Here is a 21,949-nt window from a genome sequence, read left to right on the forward strand (position 1 = left end):
GATATTTTGCGTGCTCTATTTTCCAAGCCGCTTTTTTATTTCCGCAATTAAAGTATTCAGTTCAACGCCGGTGCGTTCACTCGCAATTTTAATCGTCGCCTTCGGCAGCATGATCCGTGCGAGCGGCGTTTTCAGCATTTTAAACTTGGGGCTGATTTCTTCCATTTGATCTTTTAACGCGGGATAATCTTCAAAGATATCTTTTAAAAGCGTATCGGCGGTAATACCCGCTGCGGAAAGTTTTTTATCCCGCTGCGGAGATTCGGAAGTCTGCGCATGTGGCGTACCGACTGTACTTTTCGCATCGACGGTATTGCCGTTATGAGATTCATTTGAGTTTTCTTGGATAACGGTTTGGCCATTTATTTCGCCGCCTTTTTTCCACGTCAGCAGCGTTTGCGAATCGGTTAGGCTGCGGATATGCGTGCAGTCCTGCATCATTTCGAGGATGCCGCGGAATTTACCGTGTTCGTCACGGACTGCCGTATACAGAATGTAGATAAAGATGCCGGGTTTATTGATCCAAAATTCTGCAGAGTCCTGTTCGCCCGAGCGGAACTTTTCGATAATCTCTTCGACAATATGCACACTTGCCCGCGGGTGACAGTTCTTAACATTCCGCCCGATGACGTTTTTGCTGCGCGGAAACACACGATGCTCCGTATCGGAATAAAAGCAAACGATTTCGTTTTCGTCTACATACGAAAGATCGACGGGTAGGTGCCGGTAAATCAAATTAATCTGTTCGAGTGTCAACTTACCGGTTGTTACATCAAAAACGGAACTGTTTCCGCCGCCGACATTTAAACCGTGCTTGCGTAATACTGCCGCTAAATCATCCGTTAAAGAAGAAACAGTGCCGGTAGCGCCCTGCGTTTGCGTATCGTGTGCCGTTTGTGCGGAATTGTTTTTAGCTGTTAAACTATGTGCTCCGCTGTCGTTTATCCACGCAAAGCCGATTTCTTTGTCTCCCGATTTCATCTCTTCAAATTCTTTTTCATTGATCATCGCAAGCGAAGTAGGATACAAAATTGCTTCTTCTTTTTGCAGTAAGTCGCGTACATCGGCAACAATCGAAGATTGCACCGCAATAAATTGATCGTCGGCATCGTCGTCAAGTAATTTTCGCGCATCCCGTATTTCATCACGGATAAAATTATCCAGCGTCCACATAGTTGTCGTAGGCCGGTCAAAGCCTTTTTTTTCCAAAATGGAATAGAGCTGATTTTGTTTGCGTGACAGGTGTATTCTGAACTGATCCAGCCGGTCATATATACCGAGCCACTGATTTTTGATAAGCGGGTATTGCACAAGGTCTTCGATTTCCAATAGGATTTTTTTGAGCGCATCGTTTTCGCGGTAATAGCACATGATAGGATGATCGTCGGGTAAGTCGGGACGGCTCGTATCCATAATGTCCTCAAAAAGCTCAAGCATTTTCTGAATGTCTTCTTTTTGACATTCATTTTCATCAAACTCTTTAAGTTCCTGTTCTGCGAGGGCGATCTCGTACGGTTTTAAGGAACCGACTTTTTCTTTTAATATCCGTTTGGCATCCGCTAAACTGATTTTGCCTGCATTATAGTCATTCTTCAGCTGAAGAACCGTTTTTATCTTTGCATCATTTACTGAATCTAAATGGCGTTTCATTTCCATAGGCGTCCTCCGTATAAAGGCTGTAGTTTCTTATTCCTGGAAGCGATAAGAGATATCTGTTAACCTTTATTTACAGTAAAGATAAAGAAATATCTACCTTGCGTCAAGTCAATCTCTTTTGCAAGCCGTATGGAATAGATATAATCGCCTTATGGAAAAAAATGCTGAACTGCTAAACCGCGCATACGCTGTACTTAAAACGACATTCGGTTATGATGAATTTCGTCCTATGCAAAAGGAAGTGATTGCCTCCGTGTTGTCGGGGCGCGATACGCTTGCCGTTATGCCGACCGGCGGCGGAAAATCGTTGTGCTATCAAATCCCTGCGCTTTTGTTCGGCGGTATTACGCTTGTTGTTTCTCCGCTGATTTCACTCATGCAGGATCAAGTTGCTTCCCTTGTCGAAAACGGTGTGAGCGCAGTTTTCTTGAATAGCTCGCTTGAATGGGGGGACTATCTCGATGCGGTGCAGCGTATTAAGTCGGGAAGTGTCAAACTGGTATACCTTTCGCCTGAAGCGCTTGCGGCGGAGCGCACGCAGTCTATACTGCATGATGCAAGCCTGCCGGTCAGCTGCATTACCATTGACGAAGCTCATTGCATTAGCGAGTGGGGGCACGATTTCCGACCCGACTACTTGGAAATTTCGAATATCCGTGCGCAGTTTAGGGATGCGGTTTTTCTTGCGCTTACGGCAACTGCAACCGCACAGGTGCAAGAAGATATTACGGCAAATCTCCGTATGAAAACGCCGGACGTTTTTGTCGCCGGTTTTAACCGCGCAAATATTTTTCTTGAGGTACGTCCTAAGCGGAATGCGCTGCGCGAGGTCATCGCCTGCCTTGAACAACACAGCGGTGAAAGCGGAATCATTTATTGTTTTTCGCGCAAGCAAGTTGATAAGCTCACCGAACAGCTCACGGATTCCGGCTACTCGGCGCTCAATTATCACGCAGGTCTTTCCGACGAAGAGCGGAGAAATCATCAACAGCAATTTATCCGCGATAAAGTGCGGATTATGGTTGCGACGGTTGCATTCGGTATGGGAATTGATAAACCGAACGTCCGCTTTGTTATCCATTATGATTTACCCAAGTCGCTCGAAGAATATTATCAGGAGATTGGACGAGCAGGACGCGACGGACTTGCCTCTCACGCCCTACTTTTATACAGCGCAGGCGATGCACATAAAATTCGTTCGTTTTTTGAAGAGGCCGCGGACAGCACCAACTCCGAACGGCTCTTGCAGGCAATGCTCAGGTTTGCGTCCGCTCGGACATGCCGCCGTCATTTTCTGTTGTCGTATTTCGGAGAGCGGTTTGTTCCGGCGGCAGCCAACGAGAAAGCCGAAAGCCCTGATGCAAAACCGGAAGACATCGGCGGTGAAAACGAAAGCGTTGCCGGACAAATATGTCCTTTTCCATGCTGCGATGTGTGTGCCGCGCCTCCGTCTCCGCTGACAGATGTTACAATCCCGGCTCAAAAGTTTATGAGCTGCATATACCGTACGCAATCGCGGTTCGGGCTTTCGTATATTGTCGATGTATTGCTCGGCTCAAAGCAAAAGCGGATTATTGAAAACAGGCATGATAAAGTTTCAACATGGGGAATCGGGCGGGAGCTTTCAAAAGAGGATTGGTTTGCGCTGTCCGATGCGCTCATCTATGCGGGACTTGTCGAAAAAACCGGTGATTACAATGTGCTCATTATAACCGAGAACGGTAAACGGACGCTTGCATCCCGCGCAAAAATCGAACTCCCGATCGAGCTTGTTGGGCAGAGCGGGGTGAATCAAGCAGAATCTAAAAAGACCGGTATTGATTCTAAAAAGAATGATGCTGCACATAAACGAGGTGAATATAAGCGAGGTGAATTTTTGCGCACGTTGAATGAAGATGACGCAGCGTTGTATGAAGCGATAAAAGACTGGCGCAGACACGCTGCCGAGGAAGAAAACGTTCCGCCTTACGTTATATTCGGAGATAGAACAATCGAAGACCTCATCCTTAAGAAGCCGCGCACGGTACGTGAACTGCTGAACGTATTCGGTATCGGCGAAATAAAAGCGGAAAAATTCGGCTCGGCGCTTTTACGCCTTGTGGAAAATACGGGGATGTAACCGCATCACGATGTGTGATGCCATCTCCCGACAAGGCGCACCGTAATCGGGATGGTGCAGATAAGCCCGATGCTTCCGGCGACTGCGCGCAGTACTTCGGAGGCTAAAAGTTCGAGGTTGATAATTTCGGTAAAGCCGTTGGAGAATAGAATAAACAGCAGCAGTACCGGAATGGAGGTACTGACATACGCCAAAATCAGTGTGTTCGACATCGAGCCGATGATGTCTCGGCCGATATTCATGCCGGACTTTATCAGTTGCTTTTTTGATATGTCGGGGCTTACGGAAATAATCTCCCACATTGCCGATGAGATGGACATTGCCACATCCATCACCGCGCCGAGTGCACCAATCATAATACCTGCAAACAACAAACCTTGATAGTCAATCCTACGGTGCTGCGGTATAAAGGCAAGCATTTGCGCGTCCTCATTTCCAAGCCCTGTCAGCATGAGTACCTTACCGGCAATAAATGCGAATATCCCTGCGATGATAACACCGCCGATTGTACCTATGATAGCCGTATATGTTTTTTTATTGCTGCCGCTGATGATCAGCAGCGTGATAACCGTTGCTGAACTGCATACGGCGAGCGCCAATAAGATCGGGTTAAAACCCCGTATAATGCACGGGAGAAAAATACCGAAAATAAGACCTACGGTAATACCGAGCGTAATCAGTGCTTTAAGGCCGTTTTTTTTGCCGACGATAATAAGTGCTGCCGCAAAGATTACGATGAGTGCATAGACTTTTGTGTCCCGTGCACGCTCATAGATTTTTAAGTTTATTATCTTTCCGGTTTCTTCATCTTCGTCCACCTGCAGTATCATTTTTTCATGGACACGGAAGATAAGCCGGTACGGAATTGCCAGTTCAATAGTGTTGCGGACGGTATACACTTCGCCCTTATGCTTGCCGGTTAAAATTTCTATTTTTAAATGCTGATACCGGAAGTCGGATTCAATCGGAACATCCGGCCTGCTTTCCGCAAGGTCATCATATACGATTTCAATGACGCGCGCTTTTACCACCTGATTCTTCGGCAAATTAAGTTGCGTGTCGTAATATTCCGCCAATCCTTTATCTTTTGAATCGGTGTCTGCCTCTGCAAATACGGGGATTTGCGCTGTAAGCATAATTGTAAGGATAAAAAAAAGAAAATAAAAGACCGTTTGATTTTTTGCTGCATGACGAATACCAAAAAGAAAAACAAGCAATGTATGCGAACATACATTGCTTGTTTCATTGTGTATAAGGACTCCCTTTTATTTTTTACTGATATCTTTGATGTAATCCGGAGCTTTCGGCGTAATTGTTTTTGCCGCTTTAATTTCGTCGATTAAAGCATCACGAATCGGAACGTATGTTTCGACGACGTTCGTTGCCTTCGAGAAATCGTATTTATCGCCGCCGGTAAACATAAAGTCGTTGACAACAACCTTATATGTTTTGTTCATATCGAGCGGAGTTCCATCGGCTAATGCGATAGAAGTTACTCTGCTTTCAAAAGGTTTGGTGCCGTCGTATTCAACCTTTAATCCTGCAAACTGTCCGTCTGTGATATTCGGGTTCATAATACCGTGATCAATTGCCTTTTTGATTTCCGAACCGGGAAGATCGAACACTACCAAGTAGTTGTCGAACGGCATAATTTCGTACAGATCGCCGACGGTAATATTTCCCGCTGCAAGCGTTCTGCGTAATCCGCCGCCGTTTTGGATGGCGATATCCGCTTTACCTACTTTCCGCTGAGCTTCGGAAGCCCATACGCCGAGCAAGGTGTTGCTACCTTTTTCACTTCTTTCGTGGGTAAATTCACCGGCAGCGGTGCCGATTACTTTGCCTAAGATCGGTTTTAAGTCAGCTTCGTATTTTGCATGCACAGCTTTGCCTACTTCATCTTCGACGATAGTGTCTTTATGCTTCCAAATTTCATCAAGAGCAGGGGTGATGGATGCAATTTTCTTATTTTTATCGAATGTGATACTGAGTTTTCCGACTGCGCGGCCATAGCAGTATGCCTGCATAATCGGCATACCGCCTGCAACCCCTTGTACCGGCCGGTGGCTGTGAGCTGATAATATCGCGTTTAAACCCTTAATTTTAGCAAGGGCAACTGCATTTCCGGTAATTTCTTCACCTTTCTGATCCGAATCGATGTGCGTCAATGCGATGATGACATCCGGTTTCCCTTCTTTTGCTTTTCCGGCCAAAAGGTAATCAACCCATTGCTGTCCGGCGCTCACAGGATCGGTAAAGTCCAATCCGCTGACATGTTCGGCTTTTGTTAAAGTGACCGTGTCGGGATGTGCTAAACCAATAAATGCAACCTTATAACCGCCTTTAGTGATAATCATGTACGGTTTTGCCCACGAGACAGGCTTCTTGGTGTTTTTATCAACGATATTTGCCGCCAAGAAGGTGAAGCCGCCGTCTTTTTGCCATTGGGTCATGTGCGTTACGCCCCAGTCAAACTCGTGGTTTCCGACTGCGCATACCGATACGCCCATTGCCTTCATCATTGCGGAAACCGGTGCACCGTAGGTCAAATTGGAAATTGCAGTACCTTGATAGTTATCACCGCCCGCTACGACAATCGTATTCGGGTTTTCCCTTTGTGCGGTGTGCACATAGCCGAGCAGCTTTGCCATACCGGCATTTTTCCCTTTACCGGGACGGGTATCTTCCGCGACATTGCCGTGGAAGTCGTTGAATAGAAGCACATCCACTTGATTGGCCGGCGCTGTTGCTTCAATAGCGCTGTATTGCTTTGATACAGCTGCCGGAGCGGATTCGGTTGTTTTACACGACGGGAACAGCATAAATGCAGCCGCCAGAACAACGAACAGTGTTTTAAAAACTTTTTTCTGTGTCATTTGCATACTCCTTATGTTCTTTAGTGTAAAACGGATAGAAAAAAATGCAAGGAAAAAAGAGAGAAAAAGTTATAAGGAAAAACCTCTATAAACTATGGCGTAGATAAAAAGATATGGCGTTATTGTATACAGACTGGATTTCTTATGTTAATTAAGAATGATATGCCGTATAATATCATGCACATAGGAATAAACATGAAAATAAATGAAGTGCTTAAAGATTTACAGCTCAATTGGCAAACAGAGCTGCAAAAAGATGAATGGTTTTTTGCAAAAGCACGGGATAAAATAGATACTGCATTTACTGCAGAAGATACTTTTAGCGCTATAATGGAAGTTGTGTTTTTTATACAGTCTGAAACAAACCCCTATTTATGTACCGAATGTGTTGAGCTTTTGTATTCACTTATACGAAAAAGTGATACCACAGAAATTCCTCAAGGCTTCCTTCAAAACCTTCATGTTTTGAAGGAAAAACTCGCAAAAGATACGTACTCATTAAATATCTTACAAGAAATTGAAGCTCACTATAGAATATGAAGGTCGTTTTCGGCCAAAGAAGCTGATCCCCCAACGTTACAGATTGCGGCTGCGAGCGATGGAAAATCTTTTCCATTAGTCGGTAAAGAGGGTGTTGATTTGTTTGCTGTATAACGACGTAATCTTATAGCGCATGATATCTTGCTTTGCCGAAAGTTCCACACCTGCTTCAAAAGGTTTGGCAAGGAGCGCAAAACGATTAATCCGTTCAAACAGCTTAAAACCATTTTCATGGTTTATCAACGAAGCAATTTGCCGTTCAAAAAGTTTTTTGATCTCCGGCTTTTCCAACAGTTCCGAAAGCGAATCTGCGGCTACTCCTTGTTCTGCTGCATGGCTTTTTACTTCCGCTTCATCCGCAACGATGAGTGCGCCTAAAAAGCGCTGATCCTGCCCGAGAACTACGGCTTGCGCAATGAATGGCGATTCTTGCAGCTTCATTTCAATCGGTACCGGCTCGATGTTTTCTCCGCCGCGCAGTACAATCGTATCCTTTTTTCTGCCGCGTAGGATAAGTTCGCCGTCAAGCGTTTTAAATCCGAGGTCGCCGCTATCGAACCAACCGTCTTTATCGATGACCGCATCGGTTAAATCCTGCCGTTTGTAATACCCCTTCATAACACTGGTGCCGCGGATCATTACCGTACCGAGTTGGCCTACCGGCAGCTCTTTCCCGTTGTCATCGACAATCTTTACCGCCGTACACGACAGCGGCTTCCCGATAGTGCCGAATACGGGGCGTCCGAGCGGGCGAACCGACACAACCGGTGCCGTTTCAGTTAAACCGTAGCCTTCGGTAACGCTTACACCGATAGCCCAGAAGAAAGCATCGATATTCGGCGGTAGCGCACCGCCGCCTGAAACTCCTTGCCGGAAGCCGGTACCGAGTTTGGTACGGATCTTTTTAAACACAAGCGCATTGCCCAGCGCATAGAGCGGCAGGGAGAAAAGATAGGGTATAAAGGAAATAATAGGACGGGTGATCTTTGTATAAGGCACAAAGTGCGGATTTTGCCCTGTTACATTCCGCGCATGGTGTGCATGGAACAAGCCTACCGCGACAAAGAAGTTGAACAGTTTTTGCTTAATGCCGCCAGCCTGCTTCATTGCCTTAAAAACACCGGTATAGACGGATTCCCATATACGCGGTACCGACGGGAACAGTGCCGGATTGGTTTTTGCGATATCTGCAAGCAGGATGCTTCCCACCGGTTTAGAGTATACCATTCCCGCAGCAGAAGCCAAAATAACGTATTCGCAGAGCCGCTCAAAGCTATGCCATACCGGCAGAACCACAATGGCCTTTTCGCCGGGATAGAGGATAACTCTTGTTTTAAGATCATCCAGCTGCACGGCAAAGTTTTTATGCGTCAGCATAACGCCCTTAGGTTCGCCTGTCGTACCGGAGGTAAAAATGATCGTAGCAACTTCCGTATCGCTGCCTTTTTCCAGCTCCCGTTCAACCGCTTCGGGGTGTTCTTTCCGATATGCCATACCCCGTTCGATAATCTCATCATAGCTGTACATTGCAAAGCGGAAAATGTCACCCTTTGTTTTGAGCTCTTCATCTTGAATATCAAAAGGATCAAAAACAATGAGCGTTTTGAGCAGCGGGAACTGTTGCTGATTTTTCAGAATTTTTATGAATTGATCCCGATTTTCTATGACAGCAGCCGTACATTCAGCGAAAGATAAAATGCGTACTAAATCCTGTTCGGTTGCATCACAGCCGCGCGGAACATCAGCAGCTCCGATCGCCATAATCCCCATACTGGCATGGTACCATTCTTTCCGGTTATCTGCGATAAGGCCGACTCTATCGCCCCGCGTGATGCCGAGGGATAACAGCCCGCCTGCGAAACTCAATACCCGATCAAAAACATCGGTGTAGGAGAGCGGATTAAAATCGCCTTGCTCATTCTTTGAATATTGAGCGGCAATATTCGGATGCTTTTTTGCAATTTGTTGCAACAATTGCGGCATTGTGATGTCGTTCATGCCGAAACGCTAGCACAAAAGAAAAAATCAGTCAAGTAAAAGGCAACCTCATCAGACGGTCTTCGGATATTCCCGCAAAATAAAGAGGATGTTCAAGACGTATGATTGACGGCAAAGAGGTTTCCTCTTACAATGAAAAGAAAAGGAGCTAACGTATGGATGATTGTATTTTTTGTAAGATTATTAAAGGTGAAATTCCATGCATGAAAATTTATGAAGATGAATATACGATTGTCTTTATGGATATTGCAAAAGATGTTGACGGTCACATGCTGGTCGTCCCCAAAAAACATGTTACGAATATCTTGGATGCGGATGAAGCAACGCTCCAGCATGTAATGGATACGGTAAAAAAGGTCGCGAACCATTGCGTGACTGACTGCGGATATGAAGGTATCAATATGCTGAATGCAAATAACCAATGCGCAGGCCAGACGGTTTTTCATTTGCATATACACCTTATTCCGCGGAAATCAGGTGACGCCGTTCCGAGTTTCCCGAAATTCGGCGGAGCTGTACATCCGCTCGAAGAAACGTATAAAAGACTCAAGATGTAAAGCGCACCGCTGCCGGATCGAAGATGTTTTGGAGATATTTGGGGCGGTTGACAAAACTCACAATATATGAATAATGCTTCAAGCATGAGTGCCGATGCAATTAGTCTTTGTGCATATGCGAAGATTAATATTCATCTAAAGGTTCTGGCAAAAAGAGAAGATGGGTTTCATAACCTCGAAAGTGTTTTTCAGCGTATTTCAATAGCGGATTATCTTTCCATAACACAATCAAGCGATTCGCACAGTTGTACGGTTGAATCTCCTTTGTTGCCATTGCCTGCTGATAACACATTGACTAAAGCATGGAAAGTGTTTAAAGACGCGGCGGGAATCAATGCGGGCATAAGAGTTCGGTTGATAAAAAATCTTCCTGCAGGAAGCGGTTTGGGTGCAGGGTCATCCGATGCGGCTGCCTTACTGAAGGTTGTAAATGAGCTTTTTGCGATGCCGTTAACCGATTCTGAGTTGATAGATCTTGCTTTACAAGTCGGTAGCGATGTGCCGTTCTTTCTTAGGGAGGCGGCAGGAATCGTGTCGGGACGAGGAGAGGTTTTTGAGCCGATACAATCCCGTACTGACTGTTTCGGTATCCTGATTTGGCCGGATGTGCAGAGTTCGACGAAAGAAGCTTATTCGCTTTTGGATAAACAAAAGGGAATACTATCCGGCGAATATGAAGCCTGGGGATATGAAAAACTGATAAAGCAGTATCATGATCCGCTTGGGAAATGGTGCTTTGTAAATGATTTTCAGCCGGTGCTTGAGCAGCGCTACCCCGTTATCGGTCGTGTGCGTAACGAGCTCTGCGAACAAGGTGCGGAATTTGCACAGATGAGCGGTTCCGGTTCCGCTGTTTTCGGGTTGTTTAGCTCTGAAAATCTTATGGCTTCTGCATTCAAAGTCTTGGCAAAAAGATGGAGCTGGTGTAAACCGTTTCTTTTACTTGCCTAACAAGACTTTACGGTGTATAATGGCTCTACCGTAAGGAGGGGCATAGTATGACGATCACTGATGTCCAGATCCGGAAGACCGTAGCTGAAGGCAAATTAAAGGCTTATGCAACCGTTACCTTTGATGACTGCTTCGTACTGCATAATGTGAAGCTTATTGAAGGCGAAAAAGGTGTTTTTGTTGCAATGCCGAGCCGTAGAACTAAGACCGGCGCGTACAAGGATATTGCTCATCCGATAACACCTGAATTCCGATCGGTACTGCAAGAAAAGATACTTTCCGCATACGAGGCTTGTGCAGAAAGCTAGAACCGATGGTATGCAGATCGGTTTATAATAATAGGAAAATTACCGTGCATGAATGCATGGTTTTTTATAATGGGACGTCGGCAAGTGGTAAGCCAACGGCTTTTGGTGCCGTCATTCCGTAGGTTCGAATCCTACCGTCCCAGTCTGAAGGAGATACGGATTATTTTGTTGCAAAATAATCCGTGTTGACTTTATATGAATGTAAATATAAAAAAGGGGCTTTTCATACAGAAGGAGCCTCTTGTTTGCTTTATATGCAAAGGAGTTCCTGATTATGGAAGAGAGAGTTTTGACAGCCTGCCGCCGAACAGATTTTGGAAAAGCTGCTACTGCAAAATGCCGTAGGGCTAATCGTTTGCCTGCCGTTATTTATGATAATGCGGGGCATTCGACAGCTATTGATGTTCCCTATCGCGATTTTGAAAAATTATTCAAAACAGTTACCGAAAGTACGCTTATTACCGTTAAAGTTGACGACAAAGACGAGTTTGAAGTTTTTATCAAAGATTATCAATATGATATCGTAAACGATAAAGTTTTCCACGCAGATTTCTACGCTGTTGAACGCGGTCAGTTGTTACGGACTAAAATTCAGATTCGGCTTTCCGGATCTCCTGAAGCATGCCGTCAAGGCGCCGTTTTGGAAACCGGTATTGCAGAACTTGAGGTTGAATGTTTACCGCGTAACTTGCCTGAGCGCATCGTAGTCAATGTTGAAAAACTCGGTGCTAACGAAGCAATTCACGTTCGGGATATTAAAGTTCCCGAAGGGGTTAAGGTTTTGACTGATGCTGATTTAGCGGTTGCAATGGTTAAATTTGCCAGAGAAGAAGCCCCCGCTGTTACGGATGAAGCTGCAGCTGATGCAGCTCCGGCTGCAGGCGCTGCTCCGGAAGCAAAAGCCTAACCTTCTTATCAAAGTGCAGGTCTTACACCTGCACTTTTTTTCTGTTCTTGTCTTTTCCTCAAAAATGCTTTATTGTTCTCAGTGTATGAATTCTCATCCGCTCATCGATGTCGTATTTAACAATCTTAAACCATTTTTAACACATATTCCGTGTCGCTTTCTTCTTGCGTGTTCGGGCGGTGCTGATTCTACGGCATTACTGTTAGCCTTTCATCGATTACAGACGCGGCTTCGCTGCCGATTAACCGTAGTTACGGTCAACCATAATATCCGCAGTGCGGAAGAAAGCGCCGCCGATTCAGCCTTTGTCGCCGAGCTGTGCAGCCGTCTGGATCCGCCGGTATCCTGTGTAATCGCGGAAATCCCCGCTGGAGAAGTTGCACGTTATACAAAGGAACGAAATAGGGGAACCGAAGATGCCGCACGTACGCTGAGATACCGGCTTTTTGAAGAAACTGCCGCTTCCGTTGGTGCCGACTATATTGTAACAGCCCATAACCTCAGTGATGTATATGAAACAGTGCTGATGCGGCTCTTCCAAGGCGGCAGTACGGCAAGTTTATCCGTAATGCCGGTACGGCGCGGACGGTATTTACGCCCGCTTATTACAGTAGAACGGAGCGATATCGAGGTCTTTTTACGGCAGCAGGGTATCGGATGGCGTGAGGATTCCACCAATGCAGAAGATACGTATTTGCGTAACCGAATTCGGCACCATCTAGTACCGGCATTGGCTGCGGCTTTCGGCGGGTGGCGCACCGGGCTGGATAAAACACTGCAGCGGATTAGTCTGGATCGTTCGTTCTGTGAAGAAGCATTGATAACTGCGCGCAAAACCTTTATCGGTATGACCGGTGCAACCAACGCGGGCGGCACGGCAGATTGGAAGCAATGTAAACACGGTGCGCTTACAATCGCGGCGGATTTCTTCGATTCGCTCCATCCCGCGCTGCGGCTCAGGGTGCTTGAACAAGGGTGCCGTCGGCTCGGTATCGGGACACGGGTTCCGCTTGGCATACTCCTTAGGCTTTCGTCCGAACTCACGGAAGCGCCGGAAATATTGAAGGGAGCGGGGCAAGAAACAGCGGCAGCTTCGGATGTATCGGAGGCAGTATTGATTGTTCAGGAAAAGCAACCGGATACTCGCTCAAAGATTGCTGCTGCCGGTGCGCTCCGGTTGGAACGCCGCGGTGATCGTATCCTTCTTTTTGACAGTACTGCCTATCTTACGCTGTATAATCAAAAGTCATATAGTTTGACCATTCCGCAATGCGGCATATATGCGTATCCTCTGGGGCAGTTGGAGGTTTATCAAGCTGACAACGGTATCTTTGTGCGGGATAGTACGGAGAAAAGCAGCGGAATAGGCCCTTTTACGCTCCCCATTTTCGTCAGATCTAGGCGCGGCGGCGATCGGATTCAAATGAAATCCGGAAATGTAAAAGAAGTAAAAAAAATTTTAAATGAATGGCAGGTTGATTCACTTGCCCGCGAACTTTTGCCGATTATCATAGAAGATACTTGTATTCGGAGGCGTACTCGTATACGCGCCTTGTATGGCAGCTTCCTTGGATATAAAAACTGGTTTGTGGAGGAACAATAGAATGCTCAAGCATATAAAACGGATGATTCCGCTTACAGAAGCGTTGTTTATGCTATTACTACCTGTTACTGCGGCTTATTCGCAAACAGTAAACCGTGAACTGCAGCAGATTAATACCTCGTATGCACTGCAATATTTACAAAAAGCCGCGGCGCTCTATACCGATGCAAACTATGCGGAAGCTCTTGAATACACCGAAAAAGGCATGACTTTTGACGATTCCTTTGCGGACTTTTTTTATTTAAAGGCTCAATGTCTTCTTCAGTTGAACGGTACCCGTGCACAATGCCTTGATGCCGCGGAAACGGCATTGACTTCGGGATTAAAGTTGCGTATCTATAACCGTGATAATCTCGTTCTCCTGCTTGCCCGCCTTTATACTGAAACGGGACGCTACAACGAAGCAATTCAAGTGTTGGATTCGCTTGCCTTTGATTTCGCCGACCGTGACTTTTACCGCGCTTCTGCGCTCTATGGGGTAGGACGTGACGGGCAGGCGCGGGATGTAATCGAAACTGCGTTAAACCGTTGGAGTTTTGATGTTCGGTTCCCTCGGCTGTTCTTTTTACAAGAGAGGGATAAAGCGATGACCCGCGCGGGGAAAAAACTTGCCGACTCTCTTTTGCAGCAACTTTATGTCTGGATTGAACAGGCGCCGTCTCTGGCAGTGTATGCCGCTCCCTTTGATCCTAACCCGCAGGAAAACAGCCGCCGTTTAAAAGTGTACCGTAATATGTATGCAACGGGCACTCAAAACCTTGATGCTCGGACGCAGCTTGCCGCGGTGCTTGCGGAGCTTCGGTATGGCGTTATCGAAGAAAAGACCGCTGTCGAAGAATTTTTTGCCGTAACCGTTGCCGCCCATTTGCCGCAAAGGGAAAATGGTAAAGCGCCCGTGTTTGCCTTGTATTCCGATCAGCTGATTGAGTTGTGCCGGCTGACCGGTACGGACGCTATGAGGAAAGAGATTGGTAACCGCCTTAAAAGTTTTAGCGGCGTGCTCTTAGAGGACGATAACCGTGACGGCATCTCCAACGCGGCTGTTTTTTTTGAACAGGGACGCCCCGTATCGGCCTTTTTCGATCTCAATCAGGATGAGGTGTATGAATATCAGATACAGTGCAATTTCGGCGCCCCTGATCGTATTGTTACGCCGAAGAACGGTTATGCCATTCAATATGACAGCTATCCGGCAGTGCATTCGATTGTGCAAAAGACGGAAAAGCGGGAATATATCATGCGTCCGCTTGCACTTCGATGGGAGCCGGTTGCTCAGACCGAACTTGATTTAAGACTGCGCGATACCGATGCGGAGGCGCCGGCTTTCTTTACGCTGCGGTTACGCAACAATGCCCGCCTGCTGCAAGAACATGATTTTATCTTTTCGGTATTATACAGTGAAGAACCTTCACCGTTGGATACAAATGCGGTTATGCGGATGCACTTTGAAGACGGCCGGATTATTTCGGCTGAAATCAAGACGGGAATACAAACGCTTGCACTTGCCCGGTATCGGAACGGCGTACTTGCACAAAAAGAGTATGACTATGACGGCGACGGATTTTTTGAGGTGCTGGAACAATACGGCAAACAGGGAAAGCTCGATAAAATTTCGGTTGATATCAATAAAAATAAGTTGTTTGAATATTATGAACTTTACAAGACGGACGGAACGGTCATAAAAAATTGGGATGAAAATGAAGACGGAACACCGGAAATTCAGTATACGCAGTTTCCGTCGGGAAATGCTCAGACGGTGTGGAAGCACCGGTATTCGGGGCTTCCGGTGTCGGTATACTATAAAAAAGGAACACCGGAACGCTTGACTATCGGCAAAACGAGTATGCCGCTGATAAAAGATCCGTCGCACAATGTATACTGGCTCGAAATGCGCCCCTCTTTCTCGGATAAGGTCGCTGAAAAACTGATAGAGTTGTTTAAGAATACCGATTCCGATGTAGAAGGGCGGACGATGATAATCGGAAGTTATGAGCTCTATGCCGTCCGCTCCGAAGGCGCCGTGTTCGTTCAAATGTTGCGCGTTCCCAATCGGGCAGCTCCTGTAACAGCAGAGGGGCAAAAGTGAGATTGAGCCGGTTTTTGTATAACATATCCGTGCTGATTGTACTTTTGGTTACTTTCGGCGCCTGTACCTCCGTTACTCCCTCTTTTTCTCAAAGCGTCAATTACACGGACGGCCGCAGTGTGATACAGGAGATTGAAGCTGTCCGCGGTCTTATTGCAGAAAAACCGCTCGATGCCCTATTGCGGGCAAAGCGTTTAACACTGTATACCGAACGTACCGATGAAATAAACACATTGTATCAAGACGCTCAGAGCGCTGTTGAAGAATTGTTTTTTAGGGCTGTCGAAAACGGTACATGGGATGAAGCGCTCAAAATATTCCGATCGCTCACCGCATTAGGACATACGCCTGCACAGTGGAGTGAGAAAAAACTCATGTCGGCGCAGCGGAATAAATGGAAAGAAAAGAAATTTGATGCGCTGATTCAGGATATTGCCCGATTATCAGACGGGATACATGATGCACCGTCGTTGGAAACGGTTCGAAAGATGATGAAAGGAACCGTAACGGTGTGGGTAGACCGCGGTATGACGATTGAAAAAGGGTTGGGGAGAGCCGACCGGATGATCGGTTCGGGCTTTTTTATCGACGCTAACGGCTATCTCATTACAAACTATCATGTTATTCAAAGCGAAGTTGATCCCGAATACGAAGGGTTTTCCCGTGTGTACATCAAGCGTGCGGAAAATCCTACGGTACGGATACCGGCAAAGGTAGTCGGCTGGGATACGACATTCGACCTTGCGCTTCTTAAAACGGAGATTAATCCCGAAGTGTATTTTCAGCTCGGCTCTTCGGAAGACTTAAACATCGGCAGTAGAATCTATGCGATCGGCTCGCCCGCCGGATTGGAGCAGACGCTTACTTCCGGTATCGTGTCGGCGCAAAACCGGCGTCTTCTGTCTTTAGGCAGCGTATTGCAGATTGATGCGCCTGTTAATCACGGCAGCTCAGGCGGGCCGATTATCGACGAGGCGGGCAGGGTACAGGCAATTGTGTTTGCCGGTCTTGAACGCAACGAGGGCTTAAACTTTGCGATACCGGTGGAACTGCTGCGGCTTATCCTCCCACAGCTCTATGCAGGCGGTGAAACCGTTCATGCGTGGATGTCTTGCTATGGCGTTTCCGTGAAGGAATCGCCTCAGCAGGCGGCCGGTACGGAACTGGTCTATGCAGTGCCGGGCTCGTCCGCGTCTGTTATTCCCGCCGGTGCCGTTATTACTCATCTGAATGGGCGGGCGGTTCCCAGCTTGGAAGCACTTCAGGCCGAGCTGATGCGGTTGAGTGCCGGTACTATCATTAAGATTTCAGGCTATGCGCCCCTGCATACTCCTGCCGCGAATGCCGCTCGTACTACCGGCTCAGATATCGCTGCAAACGTCAGTATCGCCCCCGATGCAATCGCCAGCTCAACAGGCAATACCGAAAATGCAAATGCCAGCACTATGCCTGATGCAATCGGCAATATGGGAGGGGCGGAACAAGGCGAGCACCGTTGGGAAAAAACGCGGCAGGATTGGTACATACAGCTGGAAGCCCGTCCCAAACAGCCTGCCGAGCTGGTGTATCGTAAGGATAGCCGTGCGCGGGCTATGCTGCCGGTGTATGGTATGTATCTTGAAAGTGCCGGCGGAAGAAAGGCTTTCCGGATAACGGAAGTTATTCCCGGCAGCTACGCCGATGAAACAGGCTTTTCCGCCGGAGATTATCTTGAAATCCGTGATATGGAAGTACAAAAAGCCGAGGATGCGCTGTTCACCCGGATTTATACCAAACGCCGGAAATCCGCTTATCTCGATACCTTTATGAACATCTGGGCATACCTAGACAATCCGTCATATTTTTAGAAATAAAAGCAACCGCATGAGAAATATTTAAAGCGATTGCTTTCTTCTTATGCCTTATGCGAAATTTTATCCAAAATTTCGCATTTTTTTCAACAGATGGGAAAACACATCAGGCAGAGTAAATCGGAATCGCAGAAGAATTGAGGCTGTGAGACCATTTGAACCGCGAAGAGGTTCAACTCTGGTTGAACAGCCTCAATTCTTCTGCGGGGTTGCTAAAAAACAGCCTGATGTGTTTTCCTTAGTCGGTTACGTATTGTTTATAGTCTCCGTAGCCGGCGGCGTCCATTTCTTCGTAGGGAACAAATCGTAACGAAGCTCCGTTGATGCAATAGCGCAAGCCTGTTTTATCCTGCGGGCCGTCGTCAAAAACGTGACCTAAATGCGCGCCGCCGGTTTTTGAGGTAACTTCAATCCGTTCCATACCGTGGCTGCTGTCGTGCGTAAAATCAACCGCCTGCGAGGTAATCGGTTTGGTAAAGCTCGGCCATCCGCAGCCTGCATCGTATTTATCGCTCGAAGAAAAAAGCGGTTTTCCCGTAACAACATCAACGTAAATTCCCTTTCCTTCAAACTTATCATACTCGCTGGTAAAGGGACGTTCGGTTGCTTTCTCCTGTGTTACACTGTATTGCAGCGGTGTCAGCCGTTCCTTAATCTGTTTTGCATCCGGCATTTTGAACTTCGCTTCGTCATGCAGGGGTAGGGAGGCAAGGCTTAAATTGATATGACAGTACCCGTTGGGATTTTTTTCAAGATAATCTTGATGATAGTCTTCCGCCAATACGAAGTTCCGCAGCGGTTCCGTTTCTACTGCAAGCGGGCGTGCATATTGTGTCTGCATCCGTTTTAAAAAAGCTTGAATAACCGGTACATCTTTCTTATCGGTGTAGTAAATGCCGGTACGGTATTGCCTGCCGACATCATTTCCCTGCTTATTTACGGAAAGCGGGTCAATGATGCGGAAATAGTGTTCCAATAGTTCTTCGAGTGCGATAACGCCGGTATTATAGGTTATCTTGACGGTTTCGGCATGATCGGTGCCGTGTATTTGCTGATAATTCGTCGTATCGGTAGTGCCGTTCGCATATCCCGTATCGGTTTCGACGACACCTGCGATACGGCGGAAGTATCCTTCAACACCCCAAAAGCAGCCTCCCGCCAAATAAATCTCTTTTATATTCCCCGCCGTTACCATAGCTGTTCCTCCGTTTTTGTTTTCATTCTGCAGTCTATGCCTTTCCCCTGCTTGTGCTTTCATACAGCTGCAGAGAGTTAGAGCAATGCAGAGCGGCAGTGCTAAATGAATACGTTTATAAATCATTATCTTGCTTTTCAGCTCCTTGTTATACCCAAGAGGGGGTATCCGATCGAAGAATGGTATGCCTTGGGGATGTCTTAAAAGTTGGTTACTTTTTCGATATCCCCAAAAGACAAACTAATTTTTTATAGTAGATAAAAAGCTGTAATACCGGGTTATTCTTGTTTTTTCTCCAGCGACTTTAAAGCATTGAGCGCCGCTTTGGAATCCTGCTGTGCAACAGCAATCAGTTCAATGATGTGCGGGTATTTTGCCAAAAAGTCTCCCCATTTTGTCAGCCGGTCTATCTGGAATTGTTCCGAAGCTGCGTATTGTGCTTCTTTTGCCGCAGTTTCTGCCAAAAGCATTTCGCGCTTCTGTTCATACGTGTTATAAGCCTGTTCTGCAATCTTATAAGTATGAATATCGGGGATGGTGAGTTTGGTTAAGGTAACGGCTTCGGCAGAAAAGTCTTCACCGGTTGTTTTTATGAGTTCGTTTTTGAGCTTTTCCGAAAGTGTATGATAATCGGTTTTTACTTGCTGATATTCGTAGGGATTGTCGATCAGTTCCGAAACATACCGGTACATAATTGTCTGCAACGCCGCGCGTATATGCGAATCGATATACGAGTCAAGGGCTTCTTGCGTCTGTATGGTGTTTTTTTCGATAATTGATACCAACTTTTCAGGTTTCAGCGTAACGAGGGCATCGATACCGAATGCCCACGAAAAATTATCTTTTGTATTCAATATTTTAGCGTATCGGTCTGCCGACGGGAGCGAACCGTCCGCCGCGTAATTTACTTGCCGGGGCGTTAGGTCAAATACCAGTATCTGTGCATTCGTAGGAACAATCCGCTCCCATCGCCAGGTAAAATTTCCGGGCATAATCGCTTGGGGGTAATAGCCTCCCGACTTTGACAGCATGACACCGTATTTTCCCGCAGGAACTGAGAATTGCGTCCATCCGAAAAAGAACACTGCTCCTGCACACGCGAGTACAATTACTGTAATAATACTTACCTTTTTCATAGTCATCATCCTCTACAGCCGGCTAGACTTTAAACTTGCCGACTTCATCCGTTAAGTTTTCGATACTTCGTTTATTCTTCTGCGTTATGTTATTGACTTCTTGAACGGCGTTATTGATCTGCGCCGCTCCTATCGCCATTTCGTTCATGCCGTCGGTAATGATGCGGGTAAGATCATCCAGTTTTCGCATCTCTTCAGCAACGCTTTCCCCGCCTTTTAGCATCTCTTCGGAGCCTTCTTGTACTTCTATCGTTACCGTATTGATGTTCTTGATGGCGGTTAATACTTCTTTACTGCCGTTTTCCTGTTCACGCATTGCATGGGTCAGGCTATTGCTCATATCCTTCACTTGTCCTGCTAGGTTAAATATGGTATTGAATTTTCCTTCTACGGTCTTGGAAGATGCTGAAAGTGTTTCGATTTCTCCGCTGAGCATTTTAAGGGTCTTTGTAATATTTTTTCCTTGAGCCGCGGAATCTTCTGCCAATTTGCGGATTTCATCCGCGACAACAGCAAAACCTTTTCCCGCCTCGCCTGCATGAGCGGCTTCGATGGCCGCATTCATTGCGAGCAAGTTTGTTTGGGATGCAATATGCTGAATAACGCTCGATGCTTCCATCAGCGAGCCGGATTCTTCGGCTATTTTTTGTGTTACGGTATTCGAGGTTACAAGCGTTGCTTTACCGTCGTCGGTTGCGGTTGTCAGGCTTTTTACTGCACCGTTTGCCTTTTCGAGTGTATCGGTAATGGAGGCGATGTTGGCCACCATCTGCTCAATCGAAGATGAAGACTGTGCAACGCTTGCCGCTTGTATTTGGATACTGGCGTTGAGTTGCTTAATAGTGCGGACAATTTCCTCAACGGTTGCTGCCGTTTCGGTCACACTTGCCGCTTGGGTTAAAGTCTGCCGCTTTACACCTTCGATATTGACACTGATTTGATTCACTGCACTTGCGGTTTCTACCATATTATCTGCGAGTTCATTGCCGATCGTTTGCATCTCAGCGCTATTGGTCCCGATCGATTTTATTGCATGAGCGATTTTTTCAATGGTTTGGTTAAAAAATTCGGACAAATCGGTAATTTCATCATTCCCCGTAACCGGCAGTCTGACTGTCAAATTACCTTCGCCTTGTGAAATATCTTTTAATGCATATACCGCCGTTTGAATAGGTTTGACTAGTTTAGCGGCCACAAGATACACGATGAGAAGTGCCCCGATCAGTATGAATAATCCGATAGTTATCATAGAACCGGTGAGTGAATCGACCGTTCCCATAAACTCGTGATAGGGCGCATTAACAACGATTGTCCAGCCTGAGATATTGCTTTTTGCGTATGCGGCTATTTTTGAAATTCCCGTATATTCATAGTATCCAACAGCGGGCTGTTGTGCTTTTAAGGCGATTTGTTCGAATGCCCCAAGGCTTACTAAGTCCGGATCGGTTTTTGCTAATTCGGAGGCATTAAAAAGCGCTTCCACTAAGGGAAAGTCCCTGTCGGCAATGGTAGTTCCCGTTAAACCCATGATGTAGCAGAAACCGCTTTCACCGACAACGATATCTGCGATATTTTGTGCAAGCAATAGTCCCTTGACATCGGCGGAAAGGACACTGTGAATGTGCCGATTTTCATCGAATATCGGTACTGCGAGGGTGATGACGAGCGTTCCGTTTACCCGTTCTCTATACGGCTCCGAAATAAAGGGTGTTCCCGAAATGGCTGTCCGGAACCATGCTCTGTCGCCTACTTGAACGGTTCCTCCACCATAATAGAATGTGCCGTTAGGATCGGTTATATCCAGTTCAATAATTTTACTGTTTGTCTCGGTTTCTGCTTGTAAGAGTGCAACCCGTTCTTGATATGAATATGCGGGATCGGTTAAAAAAGGCATACGCGCAATACCGTTAAGGAATTGATAGAGTGCGCTTATTCTTCCGTCAATAATGTTTGCGACATCTACTGCTTTGTCCGTTAAATGCGTTTCGACTTTTTCGGTTACTGCTTTACGTGCAATCCAGTTTGCCAGTACTGCTTCGGTAATACCGGCAAACATGACAAGAAGGCCGAAAACAAGGATGAGTTTATAGCGGATTGAAAACCGTTTCGGTGTTGTTTTTGCCATCGTGCTAAGACTCCTTTCCAAACATGGATTTTATTTTTTTAA

At 46.4% G+C, this 21,949-nt stretch carries 16 protein-coding genes and 1 tRNA gene; 10 read left to right on the forward strand and 7 right to left on the reverse strand.

Going from position 1 to position 21,949, the window contains the following annotated elements; genetic code table 11:
- Positions 1–15 precede the first annotated feature (15 nt).
- Complete coding sequence (locus QI63_RS09325; RefSeq protein ID WP_044015799.1) at positions 16–1,656, reverse strand: PAS domain-containing protein; 1,641 nt, start codon at positions 1,654–1,656, stop codon at positions 16–18.
- Between the two features lie 151 nt (positions 1,657–1,807).
- Between QI63_RS09325 and QI63_RS09330 the strand changes: the two genes are divergently transcribed.
- Entirely contained in the window at positions 1,808–3,775 is a 1,968-nt protein-coding gene (locus tag QI63_RS09330; RefSeq protein WP_044015801.1) for a RecQ family ATP-dependent DNA helicase, read from the forward strand.
- A 5-nt stretch (positions 3,776–3,780) separates the two neighbouring features.
- Here the strand turns inward: QI63_RS09330 and QI63_RS09335 are convergent, their stop codons facing one another.
- Together QI63_RS09335 and QI63_RS09340 are read right to left on the reverse strand one after the other, a co-directional pair.
- Positions 3,781–4,911, reverse strand: coding sequence for a YibE/F family protein (locus QI63_RS09335; protein WP_052185596.1), 1,131 nt, complete (start codon positions 4,909–4,911; stop codon positions 3,781–3,783).
- 129 nt (positions 4,912–5,040) lie between these two features.
- Complete coding sequence (locus QI63_RS09340) at positions 5,041–6,651, reverse strand: 5'-nucleotidase C-terminal domain-containing protein (protein ID WP_044015803.1); 1,611 nt, start codon at positions 6,649–6,651, stop codon at positions 5,041–5,043.
- 195 nt (positions 6,652–6,846) lie between these two features.
- On the opposite strand from QI63_RS09340, the gene QI63_RS09345 reads away from it, so the two are divergent.
- Entirely contained in the window at positions 6,847–7,191 is a 345-nt protein-coding gene (locus QI63_RS09345; protein WP_044015805.1) for a hypothetical protein, read from the forward strand.
- A 75-nt stretch (positions 7,192–7,266) separates the two neighbouring features.
- On the opposite strand, the gene QI63_RS09350 is transcribed toward QI63_RS09345, so the two are convergent.
- Complete coding sequence (locus tag QI63_RS09350; RefSeq protein WP_044015807.1) at positions 7,267–9,189, reverse strand: AMP-dependent synthetase/ligase; 1,923 nt, start codon at positions 9,187–9,189, stop codon at positions 7,267–7,269.
- Between the two features lie 155 nt (positions 9,190–9,344).
- Between QI63_RS09350 and QI63_RS09355 the strand changes: the two genes are divergently transcribed.
- The 8 genes from QI63_RS09355 (at position 9,345) to QI63_RS12465 (ending at position 17,448) form a co-directional block, all read left to right on the forward strand.
- Positions 9,345–9,746 carry an HIT family protein gene (locus QI63_RS09355; protein WP_044015809.1) on the forward strand — a complete coding sequence of 134 codons (402 nt, stop codon included), beginning with the start codon at positions 9,345–9,347 and terminating at the stop codon, positions 9,744–9,746.
- Between the two features lie 66 nt (positions 9,747–9,812).
- The gene (ispE, locus tag QI63_RS09360; RefSeq protein WP_052185535.1) at positions 9,813–10,697 is read left to right on the forward strand and encodes a 4-(cytidine 5'-diphospho)-2-C-methyl-D-erythritol kinase; all 885 of its coding nucleotides are present in this window, start codon (positions 9,813–9,815) and stop codon (positions 10,695–10,697) included.
- 47 nt (positions 10,698–10,744) lie between these two features.
- Entirely contained in the window at positions 10,745–11,005 is a 261-nt protein-coding gene (gene spoVG, locus QI63_RS09365; protein WP_016523359.1) for a septation regulator SpoVG, read from the forward strand.
- A 70-nt stretch (positions 11,006–11,075) separates the two neighbouring features.
- Positions 11,076–11,148 (forward strand) — tRNA-Gln (locus QI63_RS09370).
- Positions 11,149–11,279: 131 nt separating this feature from the next.
- The gene (locus QI63_RS09375) at positions 11,280–11,912 is read left to right on the forward strand and encodes a 50S ribosomal protein L25 (RefSeq protein ID WP_044017279.1); all 633 of its coding nucleotides are present in this window, start codon (positions 11,280–11,282) and stop codon (positions 11,910–11,912) included.
- An 85-nt stretch (positions 11,913–11,997) separates the two neighbouring features.
- Positions 11,998–13,515 carry a tRNA lysidine(34) synthetase TilS gene (gene tilS / locus QI63_RS09380; RefSeq protein WP_044017281.1) on the forward strand — a complete coding sequence of 506 codons (1,518 nt, stop codon included), beginning with the start codon at positions 11,998–12,000 and terminating at the stop codon, positions 13,513–13,515.
- Position 13,516: 1 nt separating this feature from the next.
- Complete coding sequence (locus tag QI63_RS09385; protein ID WP_044015812.1) at positions 13,517–15,601, forward strand: tetratricopeptide repeat protein; 2,085 nt, start codon at positions 13,517–13,519, stop codon at positions 15,599–15,601.
- Between the two features lie 29 nt (positions 15,602–15,630).
- On the forward strand, positions 15,631–17,448 hold the full coding sequence (locus QI63_RS12465; RefSeq protein WP_235619680.1) for a S1C family serine protease: 1,818 nt from the start codon (positions 15,631–15,633) through the stop codon (positions 17,446–17,448).
- Between the two features lie 241 nt (positions 17,449–17,689).
- Here QI63_RS12465 and msrB read toward each other — a convergent pair whose 3' ends face one another.
- From msrB to QI63_RS09405, 3 genes are all read right to left on the reverse strand, one after another.
- The gene (gene msrB / locus QI63_RS09395) at positions 17,690–18,787 is read right to left on the reverse strand and encodes a peptide-methionine (R)-S-oxide reductase MsrB (protein ID WP_044015814.1); all 1,098 of its coding nucleotides are present in this window, start codon (positions 18,785–18,787) and stop codon (positions 17,690–17,692) included.
- A 137-nt stretch (positions 18,788–18,924) separates the two neighbouring features.
- Complete coding sequence (locus tag QI63_RS09400; RefSeq protein ID WP_235619681.1) at positions 18,925–19,782, reverse strand: SPFH domain-containing protein; 858 nt, start codon at positions 19,780–19,782, stop codon at positions 18,925–18,927.
- Between the two features lie 22 nt (positions 19,783–19,804).
- On the reverse strand, positions 19,805–21,907 hold the full coding sequence (locus tag QI63_RS09405) for a methyl-accepting chemotaxis protein (RefSeq protein ID WP_044015818.1): 2,103 nt from the start codon (positions 21,905–21,907) through the stop codon (positions 19,805–19,807).
- Positions 21,908–21,949: the final 42 nt, after the last annotated feature.

Source organism: Treponema sp. OMZ 838, from assembly GCF_000775995.1.
Classification (GTDB): Bacteria; Spirochaetota; Spirochaetia; order Treponematales; family Treponemataceae; genus Treponema.

What these genes read in the sequence shown, in the direction of transcription:
- QI63_RS09375 (WP_044017279.1), top strand. Translation starts at nt 11,280, where the DNA reads ATGGAAGAGAGAGTTTTGACAGCCTGCCGCCGAACAGATTTTGGAAAA.
- QI63_RS09385 (WP_044015812.1), top strand. Translation starts at nt 13,517, where the DNA reads ATGCTCAAGCATATAAAACGGATGATTCCGCTTACAGAAGCGTTGTTT.
- QI63_RS09355 (WP_044015809.1), top strand. Translation starts at nt 9,345, where the DNA reads ATGGATGATTGTATTTTTTGTAAGATTATTAAAGGTGAAATTCCATGC.
- QI63_RS09330 (WP_044015801.1), top strand. Translation starts at nt 1,808, where the DNA reads ATGGAAAAAAATGCTGAACTGCTAAACCGCGCATACGCTGTACTTAAA.
- QI63_RS09345 (WP_044015805.1), top strand. Translation starts at nt 6,847, where the DNA reads ATGAAAATAAATGAAGTGCTTAAAGATTTACAGCTCAATTGGCAAACA.
- QI63_RS09325 (WP_044015799.1), bottom strand. Translation starts at nt 1,656, where the DNA reads ATGGAAATGAAACGCCATTTAGATTCAGTAAATGATGCAAAGATAAAA.
- QI63_RS09340 (WP_044015803.1), bottom strand. Translation starts at nt 6,651, where the DNA reads ATGACACAGAAAAAAGTTTTTAAAACACTGTTCGTTGTTCTGGCGGCT.
- QI63_RS09335 (WP_052185596.1), bottom strand. Translation starts at nt 4,911, where the DNA reads ATGCTTACAGCGCAAATCCCCGTATTTGCAGAGGCAGACACCGATTCA.
- QI63_RS09400 (WP_235619681.1), bottom strand. Translation starts at nt 19,782, where the DNA reads ATGAAAAAGGTAAGTATTATTACAGTAATTGTACTCGCGTGTGCAGGA.
- QI63_RS09350 (WP_044015807.1), bottom strand. Translation starts at nt 9,189, where the DNA reads ATGAACGACATCACAATGCCGCAATTGTTGCAACAAATTGCAAAAAAG.
- spoVG (WP_016523359.1), top strand. Translation starts at nt 10,745, where the DNA reads ATGACGATCACTGATGTCCAGATCCGGAAGACCGTAGCTGAAGGCAAA.
- tilS (WP_044017281.1), top strand. Translation starts at nt 11,998, where the DNA reads ATGAATTCTCATCCGCTCATCGATGTCGTATTTAACAATCTTAAACCA.
- QI63_RS09405 (WP_044015818.1), bottom strand. Translation starts at nt 21,907, where the DNA reads ATGGCAAAAACAACACCGAAACGGTTTTCAATCCGCTATAAACTCATC.
- ispE (WP_052185535.1), top strand. Translation starts at nt 9,813, where the DNA reads ATGAATAATGCTTCAAGCATGAGTGCCGATGCAATTAGTCTTTGTGCA.